At 62.1% G+C, this 15,703-nt stretch carries 14 protein-coding genes; 7 read left to right on the top strand and 7 right to left on the bottom strand.

Features of this window, described 5'->3' with window-relative positions; all coding sequences use genetic code 11:
• Positions 1-75 precede the first annotated feature (75 nt).
• Positions 76-801 carry a queuosine precursor transporter gene (locus AS189_RS00780; RefSeq protein WP_062285583.1) on the top strand — a complete coding sequence of 242 codons (726 nt, stop codon included), beginning with the start codon at positions 76-78 and terminating at the stop codon, positions 799-801.
• Between the two features lie 373 nt (positions 802-1,174).
• Here AS189_RS00780 and tgt read toward each other — a convergent pair whose 3' ends face one another.
• Positions 1,175-2,521, bottom strand: a complete 1,347-nt coding sequence (gene tgt, locus AS189_RS00775) for a tRNA guanosine(34) transglycosylase Tgt (RefSeq protein WP_062285581.1) — start codon at positions 2,519-2,521, stop codon at positions 1,175-1,177.
• 179 nt (positions 2,522-2,700) lie between these two features.
• Positions 2,701-4,170, bottom strand: a complete 1,470-nt coding sequence (locus AS189_RS00770; protein ID WP_062285579.1) for an MFS transporter — start codon at positions 4,168-4,170, stop codon at positions 2,701-2,703.
• Positions 4,171-4,311: 141 nt separating this feature from the next.
• Here AS189_RS00770 and AS189_RS00765 point away from each other — a divergent pair, with 141 nt between their 5' ends.
• Entirely contained in the window at positions 4,312-4,800 is a 489-nt protein-coding gene (locus tag AS189_RS00765; protein WP_062285577.1) for a MarR family winged helix-turn-helix transcriptional regulator, read from the top strand.
• Between the two features lie 54 nt (positions 4,801-4,854).
• Here AS189_RS00765 and AS189_RS00760 read toward each other — a convergent pair whose 3' ends face one another.
• From AS189_RS00760 to AS189_RS00750, 3 genes are all read right to left on the bottom strand, one after another.
• Complete coding sequence (locus tag AS189_RS00760; protein ID WP_062285575.1) at positions 4,855-5,571, bottom strand: SRPBCC family protein; 717 nt, start codon at positions 5,569-5,571, stop codon at positions 4,855-4,857.
• Between the two features lie 109 nt (positions 5,572-5,680).
• Positions 5,681-6,220 carry an NUDIX hydrolase family protein gene (locus AS189_RS00755; RefSeq protein ID WP_062285574.1) on the bottom strand — a complete coding sequence of 180 codons (540 nt, stop codon included), beginning with the start codon at positions 6,218-6,220 and terminating at the stop codon, positions 5,681-5,683.
• A 56-nt stretch (positions 6,221-6,276) separates the two neighbouring features.
• Entirely contained in the window at positions 6,277-6,876 is a 600-nt protein-coding gene (locus AS189_RS00750; RefSeq protein WP_062285572.1) for a hypothetical protein, read from the bottom strand.
• Between the two features lie 46 nt (positions 6,877-6,922).
• On the opposite strand from AS189_RS00750, the gene AS189_RS00745 reads away from it, so the two are divergent.
• Positions 6,923-7,513 carry a YdeI/OmpD-associated family protein gene (locus tag AS189_RS00745; protein WP_062285570.1) on the top strand — a complete coding sequence of 197 codons (591 nt, stop codon included), beginning with the start codon at positions 6,923-6,925 and terminating at the stop codon, positions 7,511-7,513.
• Positions 7,514-7,570: 57 nt separating this feature from the next.
• Here AS189_RS00745 and AS189_RS00740 read toward each other — a convergent pair whose 3' ends face one another.
• Complete coding sequence (locus AS189_RS00740) at positions 7,571-8,671, bottom strand: glycoside hydrolase family 76 protein (protein ID WP_062285568.1); 1,101 nt, start codon at positions 8,669-8,671, stop codon at positions 7,571-7,573.
• A gap of 234 nt (positions 8,672-8,905) precedes the next feature.
• Between AS189_RS00740 and AS189_RS00735 the strand changes: the two genes are divergently transcribed.
• Both AS189_RS00735 and AS189_RS00730 read left to right on the top strand, forming a co-directional pair.
• Positions 8,906-9,685: an SDR family NAD(P)-dependent oxidoreductase gene (locus tag AS189_RS00735; RefSeq protein WP_062285566.1), complete on the top strand. Its 780-nt coding sequence runs from the start codon at positions 8,906-8,908 to the stop codon at positions 9,683-9,685.
• Positions 9,682-10,899 (top strand): acyl-CoA dehydrogenase family protein, encoded by a 1,218-nt coding sequence (locus tag AS189_RS00730; RefSeq protein ID WP_062285564.1) that lies wholly within the window; start codon positions 9,682-9,684, stop codon positions 10,897-10,899. Before AS189_RS00735 ends, AS189_RS00730 begins: the two co-directional genes overlap by 4 nt.
• A gap of 267 nt (positions 10,900-11,166) precedes the next feature.
• Here AS189_RS00730 and AS189_RS00725 read toward each other — a convergent pair whose 3' ends face one another.
• The gene (locus AS189_RS00725) at positions 11,167-11,973 is read right to left on the bottom strand and encodes a DUF1684 domain-containing protein (RefSeq protein ID WP_062285562.1); all 807 of its coding nucleotides are present in this window, start codon (positions 11,971-11,973) and stop codon (positions 11,167-11,169) included.
• 137 nt (positions 11,974-12,110) lie between these two features.
• On the opposite strand from AS189_RS00725, the gene AS189_RS00720 reads away from it, so the two are divergent.
• Both AS189_RS00720 and ppc read left to right on the top strand, forming a co-directional pair.
• On the top strand, positions 12,111-12,677 hold the full coding sequence (locus AS189_RS00720; RefSeq protein ID WP_062285560.1) for an SRPBCC domain-containing protein: 567 nt from the start codon (positions 12,111-12,113) through the stop codon (positions 12,675-12,677).
• 128 nt (positions 12,678-12,805) lie between these two features.
• Entirely contained in the window at positions 12,806-15,679 is a 2,874-nt protein-coding gene (gene ppc / locus AS189_RS00715; protein WP_082633924.1) for a phosphoenolpyruvate carboxylase, read from the top strand.
• Positions 15,680-15,703 lie beyond the last annotated feature (24 nt).

Here is a 15,703-nt window from a genome sequence, read left to right as displayed (position 1 = left end):
TGATAATACAGCCGGCCGGCCCCGCGGGGTGCGGCATGAGCGAACCACTTAAACAACAGAAATTTGAGATTGAACATGTCCCCGCTGCAGAGCAACGCTTCGGCAACCCCTCTTAAAACCACCACGCCCCCCATCTTTGCCGCCGTAGGCAGCCCCTATTTCGGCATTCTCTTGGCGTGCATGGCGGTCATCGTGATCCTGTCCAACATCGGCGCCTCAAAGGGTGTCCAGTTTGGCCCCATCATCACCGACGGAGGCTTTTTCCTCTTCCCCTTCGCCTACATTCTGGGCGATGTGATTAGCGAAATTTACGGCTTCAAAGTCAACCGCAAGGCCGTGTTCACCACGTTTGCACTGTCCATTTTTGCCTCGCTCAGCTACTGGGTGATCATCCTCCTGCCCGGATTCACCGACGACTATGGCATCTCCAAGCAACACGCACTTGAGGACGCTCTGGGCCCGGTGCCGCAGATTGTGCTGGCCAGCCTGCTGGCATTCTTGGCCGGGCAGACCGTCAATTCCTTGATCATGGTTCGCCTGAAAGCACACCACGGAGAACGGAAACTCTGGGTCCGGCTCATGGGCTCCAGCGGAGCCGGCGAGTTCCTGGATACCCTGATCTTCTGCGCCGTCGCAGCTCCCGTTATCGGGATCGTGGGCTTCGGCATGTTCGCGAACTACGTGTTGGTGGGCTTCTTGTACAAGGTTGGCGTGCAGTACGCGCTCATTCCGGTTACCTCGCTGGCGATCCGCTGGCTCAAGCGCAATGAACCCTCCTACCAGGCTGTCACTGCGGCCTAGTCTGTTACCTGTTCCCTGCGCCGAGTCAGACGGAGCGCCGTCGAGTCAGACGTTGCGCTCCGTCGGACTCGACGGGTGTCCGTCTGACTCGACGGGCGAGGTACTGAAACTCTGCCTGGGCTCAACCGTGAGCTGGATCTGGAAGTGGTGGGGGAAGCCTCGCATGGACAAGCGGCACTGGTGTTGGCAGCGCAACTGGATCCCGACGTCGTGCTTCCAGACATGAGGGCGCCCGCGGCTTCTTGTACACGGTTGGCGTGCAGTACGCGCTCATACCTGTTCCTTGCGTCGAGTCAGACGGAGCGCCGTCGAGTCAGACGTTGCGCTCCGTCGGACTCGGCGGGTGTCCGTCTGACTCGACGAGCGGGCCCGCCTAGCGCCTAGGGTAGTAGCGGCGCAGCGTCTCGGCCTTGAACTCAAAGAAGGTGCCGTCCTCGATGGCGAGCCGAGCGTCGTCGACCATTTTCACCACGAAGCGTTCATTGTGGATCGAGACCAACGTGGAGGACACCATTTCCTTGGCCTTGAACAAGTGGTGGATGTAGGCGCGCGTGTAGTGCTCGCAGGTGTAGCAATCGCATTCATCGGACAGCGGGGTGAAATCTCGCTTGTACTTGGCGCCTGAGAGGTTGAAACGGCCGTCCGGGGTGTAGAAGGCAGAGGTGCGGGCCACACGGGTGGGGGAGACACAGTCGAATGTGTCGGCGCCGTTTTCAATGGCTGTGAAGATGTCATCCGGCTCCGAAATGCCCAGCAAGTGGCGGGGCTTGTCCTCCGGAAGTTCCTCAGCACACCAGCGCACAATGGTGCCCAGATTCTCCTTCTCGAGTGCACCGCCAATGCCGAAGCCGTCAAAGTTCATCTCACCAAGATCGTGAGAGGCCTTGCGGCGCAGATCCTCGTACTGGGCGCCCTGGATCACGCCAAACAGCGCCTGATACGGCTTGCCCGTGCGCTCCTCGGTGAGGCGGAAGTGTTCCTCGATGCAGCGCAACGCCCACAACCGTGTGCGTTCTAGCGACATTTCCTGATACCCGCGCGAGTTCAGCAGGGTGGTCAGCTCATCGAAGGCGAACATGATGTCAGCGCCGATCTGGTGCTGAACCTGCATGGAAACCTCGGGGGTGAAGCGGTGCATGTCCCCGTTCAGGTGCGATTTAAACCAGACGCCGTCGTCGTCAATGTGCGCCAAGCGCTCCTTGCCCACTGCCACTGAATCGTCCGCGCCCGCATGCGGAGACGCAGCGACGGCATCCATGTTGATGACCTTCTTGAAGCCTGAACCCAAGGACATGACCTGGAAGCCGCCGCTGTCGGTGAAGGTGGGGCCCTGCCAGTTCATGAAAGCGCCGAGGCCGCCAGCAGCATCCAAAATGTCCGCTCCAGGCTGCAGGTATAGATGGTACGCATTGGAGAGCAGTGCCTGAGCGCCGAGATCCTCCATGGACTCCGGCAGCACGGCCTTGACGGTGGCTTTGGTGCCCACGGCGATGAACGCAGGGGTCTTGATGGTGCCGTGGGGTGTGGTGATAACACCGGTGCGGCCTTGGAACGCCCCGCCGTTTTGCTCGATGGCTGCTGCGGTGGGCGCGCAGCTCTCGTTCAGGCGCGTGGTGACTTCAAAGCCAAATTCACGTTGCGACGCCGGCTGCCCGGGTGAGGCTGGCACGGCAGCCGGAGCGGGGGCAAGGAGATCAGCAGTAGTTTCTGGAGAAGGCATTCCTCCATTTTGCCAGTCTTTGCCAGCAGTCACGACCGGAGCCGGCGCAGGCAGTGGTTCTGCAGCCCCTTTGCAGAGAGTGGTTAAACGATTCCACCGCCCCGGCAGTAGATGCCCGGAGCGGTGGAATGACTCGTCTTGCGGAGCAAACCCAGCAGAGATGCTCCTCGGTGATGCGGCTAGCCTTGGGCGTCCACCAATACCGGTGTTGCCTGCTGTGTAGCCTCAGGTGTGGTGTCGCGGGACTGCTTATTCCGGGGAATGAGCGCGCCGAGAATCACTGCAGCGACTGCGGCGAGGATGGCGATGCCGAAAGTGGTGTGGAACCCATCCATGCTGGGCAGAGTTGCTGAGCCTAGTGACATGGTCATGTTGGCCAGGACAACGCCCATGACGGCAGCTGAAGTGGACGTGCCCACCGAGCGCATCAGGGAGTTCAAACCATTGGCGGCACCGGTTTCCTTCAGCGGCACAGCACCCATGATGAGGGCCGGCATGGCGGCATAAGCCAAACCAATGCCCGCGCCGATGACCATTCCGGCCAAGATCACTTGCCACACGGCAGACGTGAGGAAGAAAGCCAAAACGTAGCCAATGCCGATAACAACGGCGCCTATCACCAGCGTGAATTTGGGGCCGCGGCGTGCGGACAAGCGGGCGGAAACGGGGGAGAGCGCCATCATGACCAAACCGCCGGGAGCCATGGCCAGACCGGCCTGAACCATGGAGAGCCCCAGTCCGTAACCTGTGGCCTCGGGGGCCATGAGGAGCTGCGGGAAGGTCAAGCTCATGCCGTACATGCCGAAGCCGACGGCCACTGAGGCCAAGTTGGTGAACAAGACCTGGGGCCTGGCGGTAACACGAAGGTCAACCAAGGGTGAGTTGATGCGCAGTTCGAAGATTCCCCACAGCACCAAGATCACCACGGACGCTGCGAACAGTCCCAGCGTCAGCGGGCTGGACCAGCCCCAGTCCGCACCCTTGGAAACAGGCAACAGAAGGGCTACCAGGCCGGCGGCCAAACCGAAAGCACCAACGCCGTCGAACTTGGCAGGTGTGCGCAAGGGTGATTCCGGCAGGGCAACAAGCACCAAAACGAAGGCCACAACGGCCAGGGCCGCGGAAGCCCAGAAGAGTACGTGCCAGTCGGAATTTTGGGCAATCAGGGCCGAGATGGGCAGGCCAATGGCACCACCGACACCCATGGTGGCGCTAATGGTAGCGACGGCTGAACCGACTTTTTCCCGGGGGAGTTCATCACGCAAAATGCTGATACCCAAGGGGATGACACCCATGGAGAGGCCTTGGAGGATGCGCCCGGCAAGCAACAAACCCAGCGAGCTGGTGAGCGCGCAAATGACGGAGCCGATGATGAGCAGAGCCAGCGAAATAAGCAGGATGCGGCGCTTGCCGAAGATGTCACCCAAACGCCCGGCGATGGGGGTGACGACGGCGCCGGCCAGCAGCGTGGCCGTGATGACCCATGAGGTATTCGATGCCGTGGTGTGCAACAGTGCTGGCAGCTGGGGGATCAGCGGCACCACAATAGTCTGCATGAGTGAGGCGATGATGCCCACAAACGCTAGAACTGCGACGGCGGTACGGGGTGAGCTAACTTTGTGGCTGGATGATGGGCTGCTGTGAGTCACGAGGCTCCTGAAGAGGTGGATACGACGCGCATAAACGCGCTTGTGTATCGTACATGACGTATGCATCATACAAATAATTTGCACGATGCAAACCATTGCTATACTTCATCGGACAACGTTTTGAGCCGAAGGAATGAGCACGTGGACGATCGCGACGCAGTTCAGCAGATGCAGAACGAGCTCATGCTGCTATCCCGCTACCAGTTCCGCCCGCACCCGCGCTCGGCTGGAATGCTTGAGCGTTCGGCTTTTTTGCTGCTCAGCCGGCTGGAACTGGTGGAGGCGATGACGCTCAAGGAACTCTCTCAGGCACTGACCCTTGACACGTCTACCGTGCATCGGCAGGTAGCCGCGCTGCTGCGCTCCGAATATGTTCACTATGTGCCCGGCCTCCCGGGTGAAGTGGCCCGTCGCCTGGCCCCGACGGCAGCCGGGCTCGCGGCGCTCGTTGATACGCGGGCCATTAATGAAGAGGGACTTCGCGATGTTGTGGGCGACTGGCCAGCCCAGCGACGGGAGCAATTCCTGAGCCTTTTGCTCCGGTTCAACCAGGATGTTGAGGCGCTCGAAAACACGCCGTGGCCGCGCACGGGGAACCCGCCTGCAGCTGGATCTGAAACGGCGGAGTGAATCCGGCGGTTTAGTTTGAAGCTTTGTTGGCAGGACAGTTATTCGTCCGGGTAGTTATTCGTCCGGGTAGTGCTCTTCCATGAACGCGTCCCACTGGTCGGCGATGGCGTCAAGGGCTACTGCGCCCAGTCCGTAGGTGGAAGCAATGATCTGGGCGCCCGGGTGCTCCCGGACTCCATCCAGCGGAGCCTGCTGGGACAGGATCAACAGCCCGTCGCCGTGTTCTGCGTAGGTTTCCACCGTCAACCCCACTTGGGTTTCATTGCGGTACCAGACCTTGCCGGTCAGCGTAGCTCCGTTGTTCAGCGTGAGGCCATAAGGTTGGCCAGGTTCCGGGAGCCAGCCTGTGTCGATTCCCAAAACGTCCCACAAATTGGTGTGGGCGGCGCTGGTGCCATCGACAAAAACGGTGCGCCGGGCAGTTCGGGGGTGACGCTCCAACGCGAACCTGAGTTGTTGCAAGAACATGGACCAGCCCGAGGTGATATCGGCGTCGTACTTGGTCCACTCGCCCGTCGCCTCTCCCCGGGTCAGGGTCAGGAGCGTGCCGTCGGCGCGTGGCTCAAGGGTGAAAACATCACCCATTTCCAGCTCCAGGCGCAGATGGTCATTGCTTTCGGTCACCTTGGAGTGGAAGATCTGCTGGATCTCAGTATCCAGGCCCTCCATCTCCCAGCCATGCCACTGGGCAGTCCTGGCCGGATCACGAAGCATGAGCCACACCTGTTCGGCATCGGCGTTGACAAGGACGGAGAGCTGGGTGTTCACCATGATTGGTAATCTACGCCGGATCTACTGAACCGGCTAGCGTTCACCCGGTAACGCATGCAGAACTAGCCCAGAATGAACCAGAACTAGCCCAGAATGAACCCGGCGAGGGTCAGCGGCCCAGGCCTGCGTAGGAGATCGCTTGACGCACCAATGCCCCGCGGCCGCCCACAAATTCTTCTTGCACGCCGGGGCTGAGCACCTCTTCTGGCGTCATCCAGGTCAGCTCCAGGGCGTCCTGACGGGGTTCACATTCGCCGGTCACAGGGATGACATACACCAGGGCGACCGCGTGCTGGCGTTCGTCGGTGAATCCTGTTTGTGAGGGGGATGGCAGGAACTCAGCGACCGTGAACGGCACCGGGCTAACGGGGAGCTGCGGGAAGGCGAGCGGGCCCAGATCCTTCTCAATGTGGCGGATTAGCGCGGCACGGATGGTCTCGCGGTACAGCACACGCCCGGATACCAGGGTGCGGACCATGGAACCGTTCTCGTCGGCCTGCAGTAGCAGACCCACCTCGTTGACGTAGCCCAGCGGGTCCAGGCGCACGGGAACCGCTTCAACATAGACCATAGGAAGCCGGTTTCGGGCCTCGTACAGGTCCTCGGGGGACAGCCAGCCGGGATAAGGATCAGGGGTGCGCACGCTCATATCTTTAGTTCTACCCCATCGAAGCCCCACACGCTTCCCGCCGCCCCCGAAAAATCTCAGGATTCGCTCTCGGCACCAAAAGTGAGCGTCTCACCCTGATGCTTTATTTCAAGTTCGACGCCGGTCACCGCACCTTTCGCCGTGGCCACGAAACCGCCATTCTTGGCCCGGAACAGGGCGCCGCCGTCTGAATTTTCCTGCACAAACTTGGCGCCAATATCTGCCAGCACCTTGTTGGCCGCACCGAGATCCGGCGTGCGCCAGATGGCTGTTACGGCTGACGGAGCGGAGGGAACAGCATCGGGCTCGGGCAGGCGCAGATCCTCGGAGGCGGCCAGCTCAAAACTGAAACCGTCGGGGGCGGTGACGCGGGCGCCGGGCCCTGTGAAGGTGTGGGCCTCCTCGGCATGAGTCCCGTCCTCGAGCGTGCGGCGGACAAAGATCTCACAGTCGCGCACCTCAAAAGCTAGCGAAATACTGTGGCTCTCCACGGAGGGGTTATCCGCTGACGCGCGGCGCAACACCACCTTGCCGTTGCCGGAATCAAACTCAGCCCAGTCGCCGTCGTTCTCCAAGCGGCTCAGGCCCAGTTCACGTAACTGCGCAACTGTCTGTGTGAAATTCGAGGTCAAAATGATGGGGCGCACACGCAGCATGGTTCTCCTTGTGGTTCTGCAATGTCACCAATACTAATGTTGAGGCATGGTTGAACTCCCTGAACTCTTGGTCCCGGACGCTCCTGCCTGGCGTGCCTGGCTGGCCGAACACCACACAACGAACCCGGGTGTGCGGCTGGTGCTGCATAAAAAGGGTGGCAATGTGACGGAGCTGAATTACGCCGCCGCGCTGGAGGAGGCCCTCTGTTTTGGCTGGATCGATGGCGTGAGTGGCAAGCGCGACGACGGCAGTCACCTGCGCCGTTTCACCCCGCGGACCAAGACCAGTAAGTGGTCAAAGATCAATGTGGGGCACTACGAGAGGTTGGCGGCGGCGGGCCTCATGCAGCCTGCCGGTGTTGCGGCAGCTGATGCCGCCAAGGCCGACGGCCGCTGGGAAGCGGCCTACGCCGGGCAAGCCAGTGCCGAGGTCCCGGAGGATCTTGCCGCCGCAATTGCGGCCAGCCCGCCGGCCCAGGCCATGTTTGAGGTCCTGACCTCCGTTAACCGATACGCCTTGATTTACCGCACCAACTCGGTCAAATCGCCGTCCGTGCGGGCCGCAAAAATCGCCGGATTCGTGGCCATGCTTGAGGCCGGCGAGACGCCGCATCCGCAAAAGCGCCGGCCGAAGTAGCCGCCGGGCTGATCCCGGTCCGGATCTAGGTTTCTCTGGATCTAGACTGCTGCTGGCCTAGATTGCTGCGGCAGCGCTCAGGATGGTCCAGCGCTGGATGGCGGCCGAGAGGATCTCCGGGCGCTGATCGGCAACGGTGGCCGCTGTCTGCACAATGAGGTCCGACGCCGTTGCCCTGGTTTGCGCCGGGAGCCGGTCCTCCTGCGCGGCGAGGGCCAGATAGCGGGCGAGAATGCCGGTGAACAGGCTGCCGTCACCGCCGGGTTCGAGCCGCAGGCCCTGACCCGGCGTGTGGAGGTGCCGGCTAATGGCATCGATCAGCGTTTCTGCGTCGATGAGATCCTGAGGGCGGCCAAGCTTGAGCAAGGCCCCAAGAATGGGCCCCTGGTTGTAGGTGTAGATAGTGGCTTCCACATCGCGTCCTGTGATGGATGGATGAATGCCGTCTTGGTAGAGACCGGTTTCCGCATCGAAGAGTTCGCTGCGTAACCAGTCGGCGACGGCGCCAGCAATCTGGTGCTCCCCGATCCGGGCAAAATGCGCTGCCGCCGGGCCGTTCACGGGCGTGTTTTTGTAGTCACGTTTCCGGGACCAGTAGAGGCCGCCGCCAAGCACCGGGTCATGGGCTTTGTGGAGCTGCTTGGTGAGGGTTCGGGCGGCAGACCTGGCCAGCGTAGCGGGCTTGGAGGTCAGGTGCAGCGAGAGCTCGTTGAGTCGGGTGGCTGCCAGCGCCAGCCACGCCATGTCGTCGTAATAGTGGTTGGGGAAGCGGCAGAAATTACGGATCAAGATGCCGCGTAGGAGCGCTTTGCCAAGCCGCAACTCCCTCCGGGCTCCCGCCGCATCTTCCTGAGTCAGCGCGTGGTTTCCCGCGTCAACAATCGCGTCGAGATAGTGCGATTGCCACCAGTAATGCCATTCGGACCACGGCATTTCGGTCCAAGGCAAGGGGCGCTTTTTAGCTAGGGCAGCTGTGGCGGAACCGGTGCTCAGACTGCCACTTGGCGGGGGCGCTTGGAGAGAGCCGATCCACGTTCCGGGCAGGCCTATGAGCCGGTGGCCGAAGCGCGTGTTCACATCTGAGCCAGCCTCGGCGGCGAGCGCAGCCCAGTTGTGGGTGGGTGCGGGAGGTTCGTTGCGAGCTGCTGCGCCTGTCATGACCCCCAGCGTACGTCCCCTTTTCCCTGACGCCGCATCACTTTACGGCCCTTTTCTTCAAACGCGGCATCACTTTACGGCGGCGGGTCCGGATGTGGCGCCCGGAAGTGATGGAGCGTTGAGAAAGAATAGCCGTAAAGTGGTGCCGCGTTGGGGGCGAATTTTAGTTAGTATGCATTAACGCAAGTCCGCTGTTTCCGGTCTGGGCAGCACACACCTCAACGAGGAGGAACCATGGAGATTTCCAACAACGGCACTGTCGCTCTTATTGCCGGCGGAGCTTCGGGGCTAGGCGCAGCAACGGCGAGGCGCCTACATGCGGCGGGTGCCGCCGTCGTGCTGGTTGATCTGCCCACCTCAAACGGAGCCGAACTCGCTGCAGAGCTGGGGGAGCGGGCCGTGTTTGCCCCAGCCGACGTCACCAATGAAGACCAGGTGCGTGCCGCCATCGAGGCCGCCGCCGGGCTGGGGACGCTGCGGATTGTGGTGAATTGTGCCGGCGTGGCAACTCCTGGGAAGGTGCTGGGGCGGGAGGGAGTGCTGCCTCTGGAACAGTTCAGTCGCGTGGTCCAGATCAACTTGATTGGCACCTTCAATGTGGTGCGGCTGTGCGCCGAAGCCATGGCTGCCGCGGATCCGCTCGCCGGTGAGTTCGGTTCAGAGCGGGGCGTCATTGTGAATACTGCGTCTGTGGCGGCCTTCGATGGGCAGATTGGTCAGCCCGCCTACGCCGCGTCGAAGGGGGCCGTGGCTGCCATGACGCTGCCCATTGCCAGGGAATTGGCCCGCTCCTTGATTCGTGTGGTCACGATTGCCCCCGGCATCTTCGAAACTCCCATGTTGGCTGGTCTGCCGCAGGCGGCGCAGGATTCGCTGGGTCAGCAGGTCCCGCACCCCTCCCGCCTGGGTAAGCCAGCCGAGTACGCGGCACTCGTGGAACACATTCTCGCCAACGCCATGCTCAACGGCGAGACCATCAGGCTCGACGGCGCCATCCGAATGTCGCCGAGATGAGCAAGCAACACATGGAGCTGCCCGCCGCGGATTTCTACGATTTCGAGGCCCTGCTCAGCCCCGCGGAGAAGGCCAAGTTGACGCAGCTGCGCGAGTTCCTCACCGCCGAAGTGGCCCCGCACGCCGTCGGCTGGTGGAACGATGCGCAATTCCCGGCGCACATCCTGCCCAAGATCGCTGCACTGGACCTCGCTGCCCCTGACCGCCGCGAGTTCAGCCACTTGTTCACCGGACTGGTGGTGGCGGAGATGACGCGGGTGGACACCTCGCTGGCGACGTTTTTCCTGGTTCACCACGACCTCTTCGTTCAGGCGCTGCTCGATTTCGGCACCCCCGAACAGCGTGAACGGCTGCTCCCTGACGCACTTGCGCTGCGCACCACGGGAGCCTTCGCCCTGACTGAACCTGATCACGGCAGCGATGTGGCCGGCGGCATGGTTACCACCGCTCGCCATGTGAGCGACGACGGCGGCAGCTACTGGGTACTCAACGGCGCCAAACGCTGGATTGGCAATGGGACGTTTTGTGACCGGATGCTGCTCTGGGCGCGCGACGCTGACACCGGGCAGGTGCGCGGCTTCTTCCTCGATGCTGCGTCAGAGGGTGTGGTGCGGAACAAGATTGAAAACAAGATCGCCCTGCGCACTGTCCAAAACGCACACATCACCCTCACCGATGTTCGAGTTCCCGACGTGGACCGGATCGTGGCTGTCAGCTCCTTCGAGGACACCAACCACCTCCTCCTGGGATCACGTATCTCGGTGGCCTGGCAGGCTGTTGGCCAGCAGCTCGCCGCCTTTGACATTGCGCGAGCCTACGCCGTGGAACGCCAGCAATTTGGCCGGCCTCTCGCGGCGTTCCAGATGATCCAGTCGCAGTTGGTGAGGATGCTGGGCAACGCCACCTCATCGCTGGCCATGATGGTGCGGATTGCCGCACTCCAAGACGGTGTATCCAACGGCGGCGCTGCATCAGATGGGCAGCTGGTTCCATCCATGGCGCAGGTTGCACTGGCCAAGGCGCATACCACTGCGGCCATGCGTGAGACCGTGTCTCTGGGCCGTTCTATTTTGGGTGGCAACGGCATTGTCAGTGACTACGGCATGGCGAAGGTTTTTGCCGACGCCGAGGCCATTTACACCTATGAGGGTTCACACGAGATTAATACTCTGATCGCCGGACGGGCCATCACAGGCATCAGCGCCATCGTCTAGCCGGACATGCGGACCCGACTGCCTGGCTGCGGACCTGGCAGTGCGCTTATGCGCTGAACCCTGCCGCTAATTCCGAGCATAAGATTTCGCCAGTGCGCTTATGCGCTGAACCCGTCTCCAGTGGTGCGCATAAGCGCCTATGCGCACCACTCACACGGAGTCCGGCGCATAAGTTTGGGGCAGTGAGCTTATGCGCTGAACCCGAAAACAAGTTCTGCGCATAAGCTCAGAGATTGGCCGCGCGAGGGCAGGGATTGGCGGCGCTGGCTACTTCCGGGGGTCGCGCTCGCCGGCTTCAATCGACACCGGCAGGGTGTTACCGGTAACGGGTGCGGGGCAGGTGCCGTAGTCGGTGAAGGCGCTGGGATAGTTGATGGTGCGGTTGAAATCAATCACCACGGAGCCGTCCGGACGTGGCCTGGTGAGTTCCACCTTGCGCCAATGCGATGTTGAAATCTCATTGCTGGCGTCGTGGAAGGTGAGCACCAGCGATCCTAGCCCGCCCTCTTCGGCGGCCAGCCGGTACTGTGTCCCGTTGAGCTCAAAGGACACTTCACCCACCAGCTCCGCCACGCCGGGAACCAGTGGGTTGGCTGTAGCAATCACCGTTCGGCGGGGCGTATCCCAGCGCTCGAAGGTCCCCGTCACCACCAGATTCGGGTTGTAGGAAAACACCGGCACCGCCGAGAAGTTCGTGAGAACCGGGGACGCGGAGTCGCGGGTGCGGATCATGTAGCGGTTGGCACGCATGCCCAGCTCCACCACCACAGAGTCGCTGGAAACCCACATGATTGATTGCTCGTCGTCGAGCGCTGCCGTGATGGTTCCTACCACCGGTTCGCCGCTTTCCACCAGCGTCAGGTGGTCCGTGGCTGTTGCGGTGAGGGACGCCGTCGTACCTTCAAAACTCCACAAACCCGGGATTTCGGCCAAGGGAGCGGGAGAGGCGGGCAGCCATTGGAACGAGGTGAGGGTCAGCCAGCCGTGGTCGCTGGCCAAGGAGCTATTGCGCCCGGTTCGGAAGCGTTCCCAGCGCTGGGTGAGGCGGTCGAGTTCGGCGGTGGCGGTGCTCATGGGGCTCCTTCGGCTGTGCGGGTAATTCAGGGCTAGGCCCAACATTAGGCACAACGGGAGGCGGCGGGCAGCTATTCCATCGGTGACAGGGGGGAGTGAAACGGCGGGCGAGGCCGGGGTGATGGAAGAATGGAGCCATGGCATCAAACGCATCGAATGCAGAATTCAACAAGGACATGACACGATTCCCGCTGGGCACCGCCGCCACAGTGGATGAAGAGCGCACGGCACTGACGTACTCGCGGCACTACGCGGTGGCGCCAGAGGCTCTCTGGGCTATGCTGACCGATCCGGAAAAGACCCAGATGTGGTGGGCCAAGGTGCGCGGCCAGGCGAAAACGGGGTCCTCGTTTGATCTGAAGTGGCTCAATGTCAAGGACGAAGGCCACGGGATCGAAACCGACTGGTGGTACGGGCGGATCGTTGCAGCGGATGCGCCGAAGCTGCTGGAGTTCAGCAATGACATGCACGGACGGATCCGCATTGAACTGACCCCCACCGAGACCGGCACGGCGATGACGTTCACCAACACGGTGGCTGTGCCCGATGAGGCGGTGCTGATGTCGTTGGCTGGCTGGCACGTGCACCTGGATCACCTACACGAGGCCCTCGAAGGGAAGAGCGTTGATTGGCAGCACTGGTGGGACGATTTTTACCCGTGCTGGGAACAAATTTACGCGCACTACACGGCTGAGCGCCCGTAATTATTTGAGACTGATTGGCACCGGCTAAGTGTGTCAACGTAGGATCCAACAGGCCCGCTATTGGGCCGCCACCGTATTCAACGCCGCATACGAGAACCCAGAATCACAGACCGTAAGGACGCTGACTCATGAGCTCAGATTTGCAAGCTAGCACTCAAGGCCTAGGCCTTGGCCAAGGCACAGACCAAGGCACAGACCAAGGCACAGCCCCGGACCCGGAGCTGATCCCGGAACAGGACACCGACCTGCGGGCCGACGTCCGCCGCGTCAGCACCCTCCTGGGCGAATCACTGGTCCGCCAGCACGGCCCGGAGCTGCTCGCCATGGTGGAGCAGGTCCGCCTGCTGACCAAGGAATCCAAAGAAGCCGCCCGTGGTGAGACCGGCACCGGGCCGTGGAGTGCCAACGACGTCGCAGAACAGGTCCGCGAGGTCCTCTCTTCCCTGCCGCTGGAACAGGCAACCGATCTGGTCCGCGCCTTTGCGTTCTACTTCCACTTGGCCAACGCCGCCGAGCAGGTGCACCGCGTGCGTAGCCTGCGCTCGCGTCCGGAAAAGGACGGCTGGCTGGCTAAGGCTGTCACCGAAATCGCCGAACAGGCTGGCACGGAGGCGCTGCAAAAGGTTGTCAACGAACTCGATGTGCGCCCCATCTTCACCGCTCACCCCACCGAGGCCTCACGCCGCTCGGTGCTCGATAAGATCCGCAAGCTCTCCGATATCCTGGCCACCCCTTCCGAGGAAGGCAGCTCCTCCCGTGCCCGCCAGGACCGCAAACTGGCTGAAATCATTGACCAGATGTGGCAGACGGATGAGCTGCGCAAGGTCCGCCCCACCCCCATGGATGAGGCCCGCAACGCCATTTACTACCTGCGCAACATCCTCACCGACGCCATGCCGGAGGTGCTGACCGAGCTCAGTGACCTCCTTGGCGAGCACGGCGTGAAATTGCCGGCGGACGCGGCACCGCTGCGCTTCGGCTCCTGGATTGGTGGTGACCGCGACGGCAACCCGAACGTCACCCCAGAGGTCACCCGTGACGTGCTGATCCTGCAAAACCAGAACGCCGTCAAGATCTCACTGGTCCTGATTGATGACCTGCTCAGCGTCCTCTCCAACTCCAGCGCCCTCTACGGTGCGGACGCGGCGCTGACCGACTCCACCGCCGTCGACCTTGCCAACTTGCCCGGCATCGATCCGCGCGCCCTCGAGCTCAACGCCGATGAGCCCTACCGCCTCAAGCTCACCTGCATCAAGGCCAAGCTGCTCAACACCCAGAAGCGTGTTGCCTCTGACGCCTACCATGAGCCCGGCCGGGACTACAGTGCCACCTCCGAACTCATCGCTGACCTGGAACTGCTGGACTCCTCGCTGCGGAACAACTCGGCCGCGCTGGTTGCCGATGGCGCTCTCGCCTCGGTGCGTCGCGCCATTTCCTCCTTCGGCCTGCACCTGGCCACCCTGGATATCCGCGAGCACGCTGACTACCACCACGACGCCGTCGGGCAGCTCATGGACCGCGTGGGCGATCTGGGTACGCCGTACGCCGAGCTTGACCGCGCCCAGCGTTTGGCCGTCTTGGGCGCCGAGCTGTCCAGTCACCGTCCGCTTTCCGGTCACCCGATTAAGCTCGACGGCGCAGCGAACGGCACATACGACGTCTTCCGTGTGGTGCGCCGCGCCTTGCGCACGTACGGCCCGGATGTGATCGAAACGTACATCATCTCCATGACGCGCGGCGCTGACGATGTTTTGGCGCCTGTGGTGCTGGCCCGCGAGGCCGGTCTGGTGCAGCTCACCGGCTCGGAGCGGTACGCCAAGATTGGCTTCGCTCCGCTGCTGGAAACTGTTGACGAGCTGCGTGCTTCGGCAGAGATTGTGGACCAGCTGCTCTCTGACCCGTCCTACCGCGAATTGGTTCGCCTGCGCGGGGACGTCCAGGAAATCATGCTCGGATACTCGGACTCCAACAAGGAATCCGGTGTACTAACCAGCCAGTGGGAGATCCACAAGACTCAGCGCAAGCTGCGCGATGTTGCCGTGAAGCACGGCGTGAACGTGCGTATGTTCCACGGCCGCGGCGGCTCCGTAGGGCGCGGTGGCGGACCCACCTATGACGCCATCATGGCCCAGCCCAATGGCGTGCTCGAAGGCGCCATTAAGTTCACCGAACAGGGCGAAGTCATCTCCGATAAGTACTCACTGCCGGAACTGGCTCGTGAAAACCTTGAACTGTCGCTGGCCGCCGTCATGCAGGGTTCGGCCTTGCACCAGGCACCGCGTCACTCCGATGACGATCTGGACCGCTTTGGCGAGATCATGGAAGTCATCTCCGACGCCGCATTCGGCACATACCGGACGTTGATTGACCACGCTGACCTGCCGGCCTACTTCCTGGCCTCCACCCCGGTAGAGCAGCTCGGTTCGCTGAACATTGGCTCACGGCCGTCCAAGCGCCCCGATTCAGGCTCCGGCCTGGGCGGGCTGCGGGCCATCCCGTGGGTGTTCGGCTGGACCCAGTCCCGGCAAATCGTACCCGGCTGGTTCGGCGTTGGCTCCGGCTTGAAGGCTGCCCGCGAGGCTGGCCGCTCCGCTGATCTGCAGGAAATGCTGGCGCACTGGCACTTCTTCTCCTCCACCATCTCCAACGTGGAAATGACGCTGGCCAAGACCGATATGGACATTGCCGCCCACTACGTGCGCACGCTGGTCCCGACCGAATTGCAGCACCTGTTCGCCGTGATCCGTGCCGAGTACGATCTCACGGTGGCAGAACTTCAACTGCTGACGGGCGAATCCGAGTTGTTGGACAACCAGCCGCTGCTGAAGCGTTCACTGAACGTCCGCGATCAGTACCTGGACCCGATCTCCTACCTCCAGGTGGAGCTGTTGCGCCGCGTCCGCGAAGCTGACATCACCAAATCCGAGGTAGATGAGCGCCTGCAACGGGCCATGCTGATCACCATCAACGGTGTGGCTGCCGGCCTGCGCAACACGGGCTAAACCTCCTGTTCGCCCGTTATTTCG

Origin of the sequence: Arthrobacter alpinus (assembly GCF_001445575.1) — a bacterium.
Classification (GTDB): Bacteria; Actinomycetota; Actinomycetes; order Actinomycetales; family Micrococcaceae; genus Specibacter; species Specibacter alpinus_C.
Note: the sequence above shows the minus strand (reverse complement) of the source record. Positions and strands in the feature narration are given on the sequence as shown.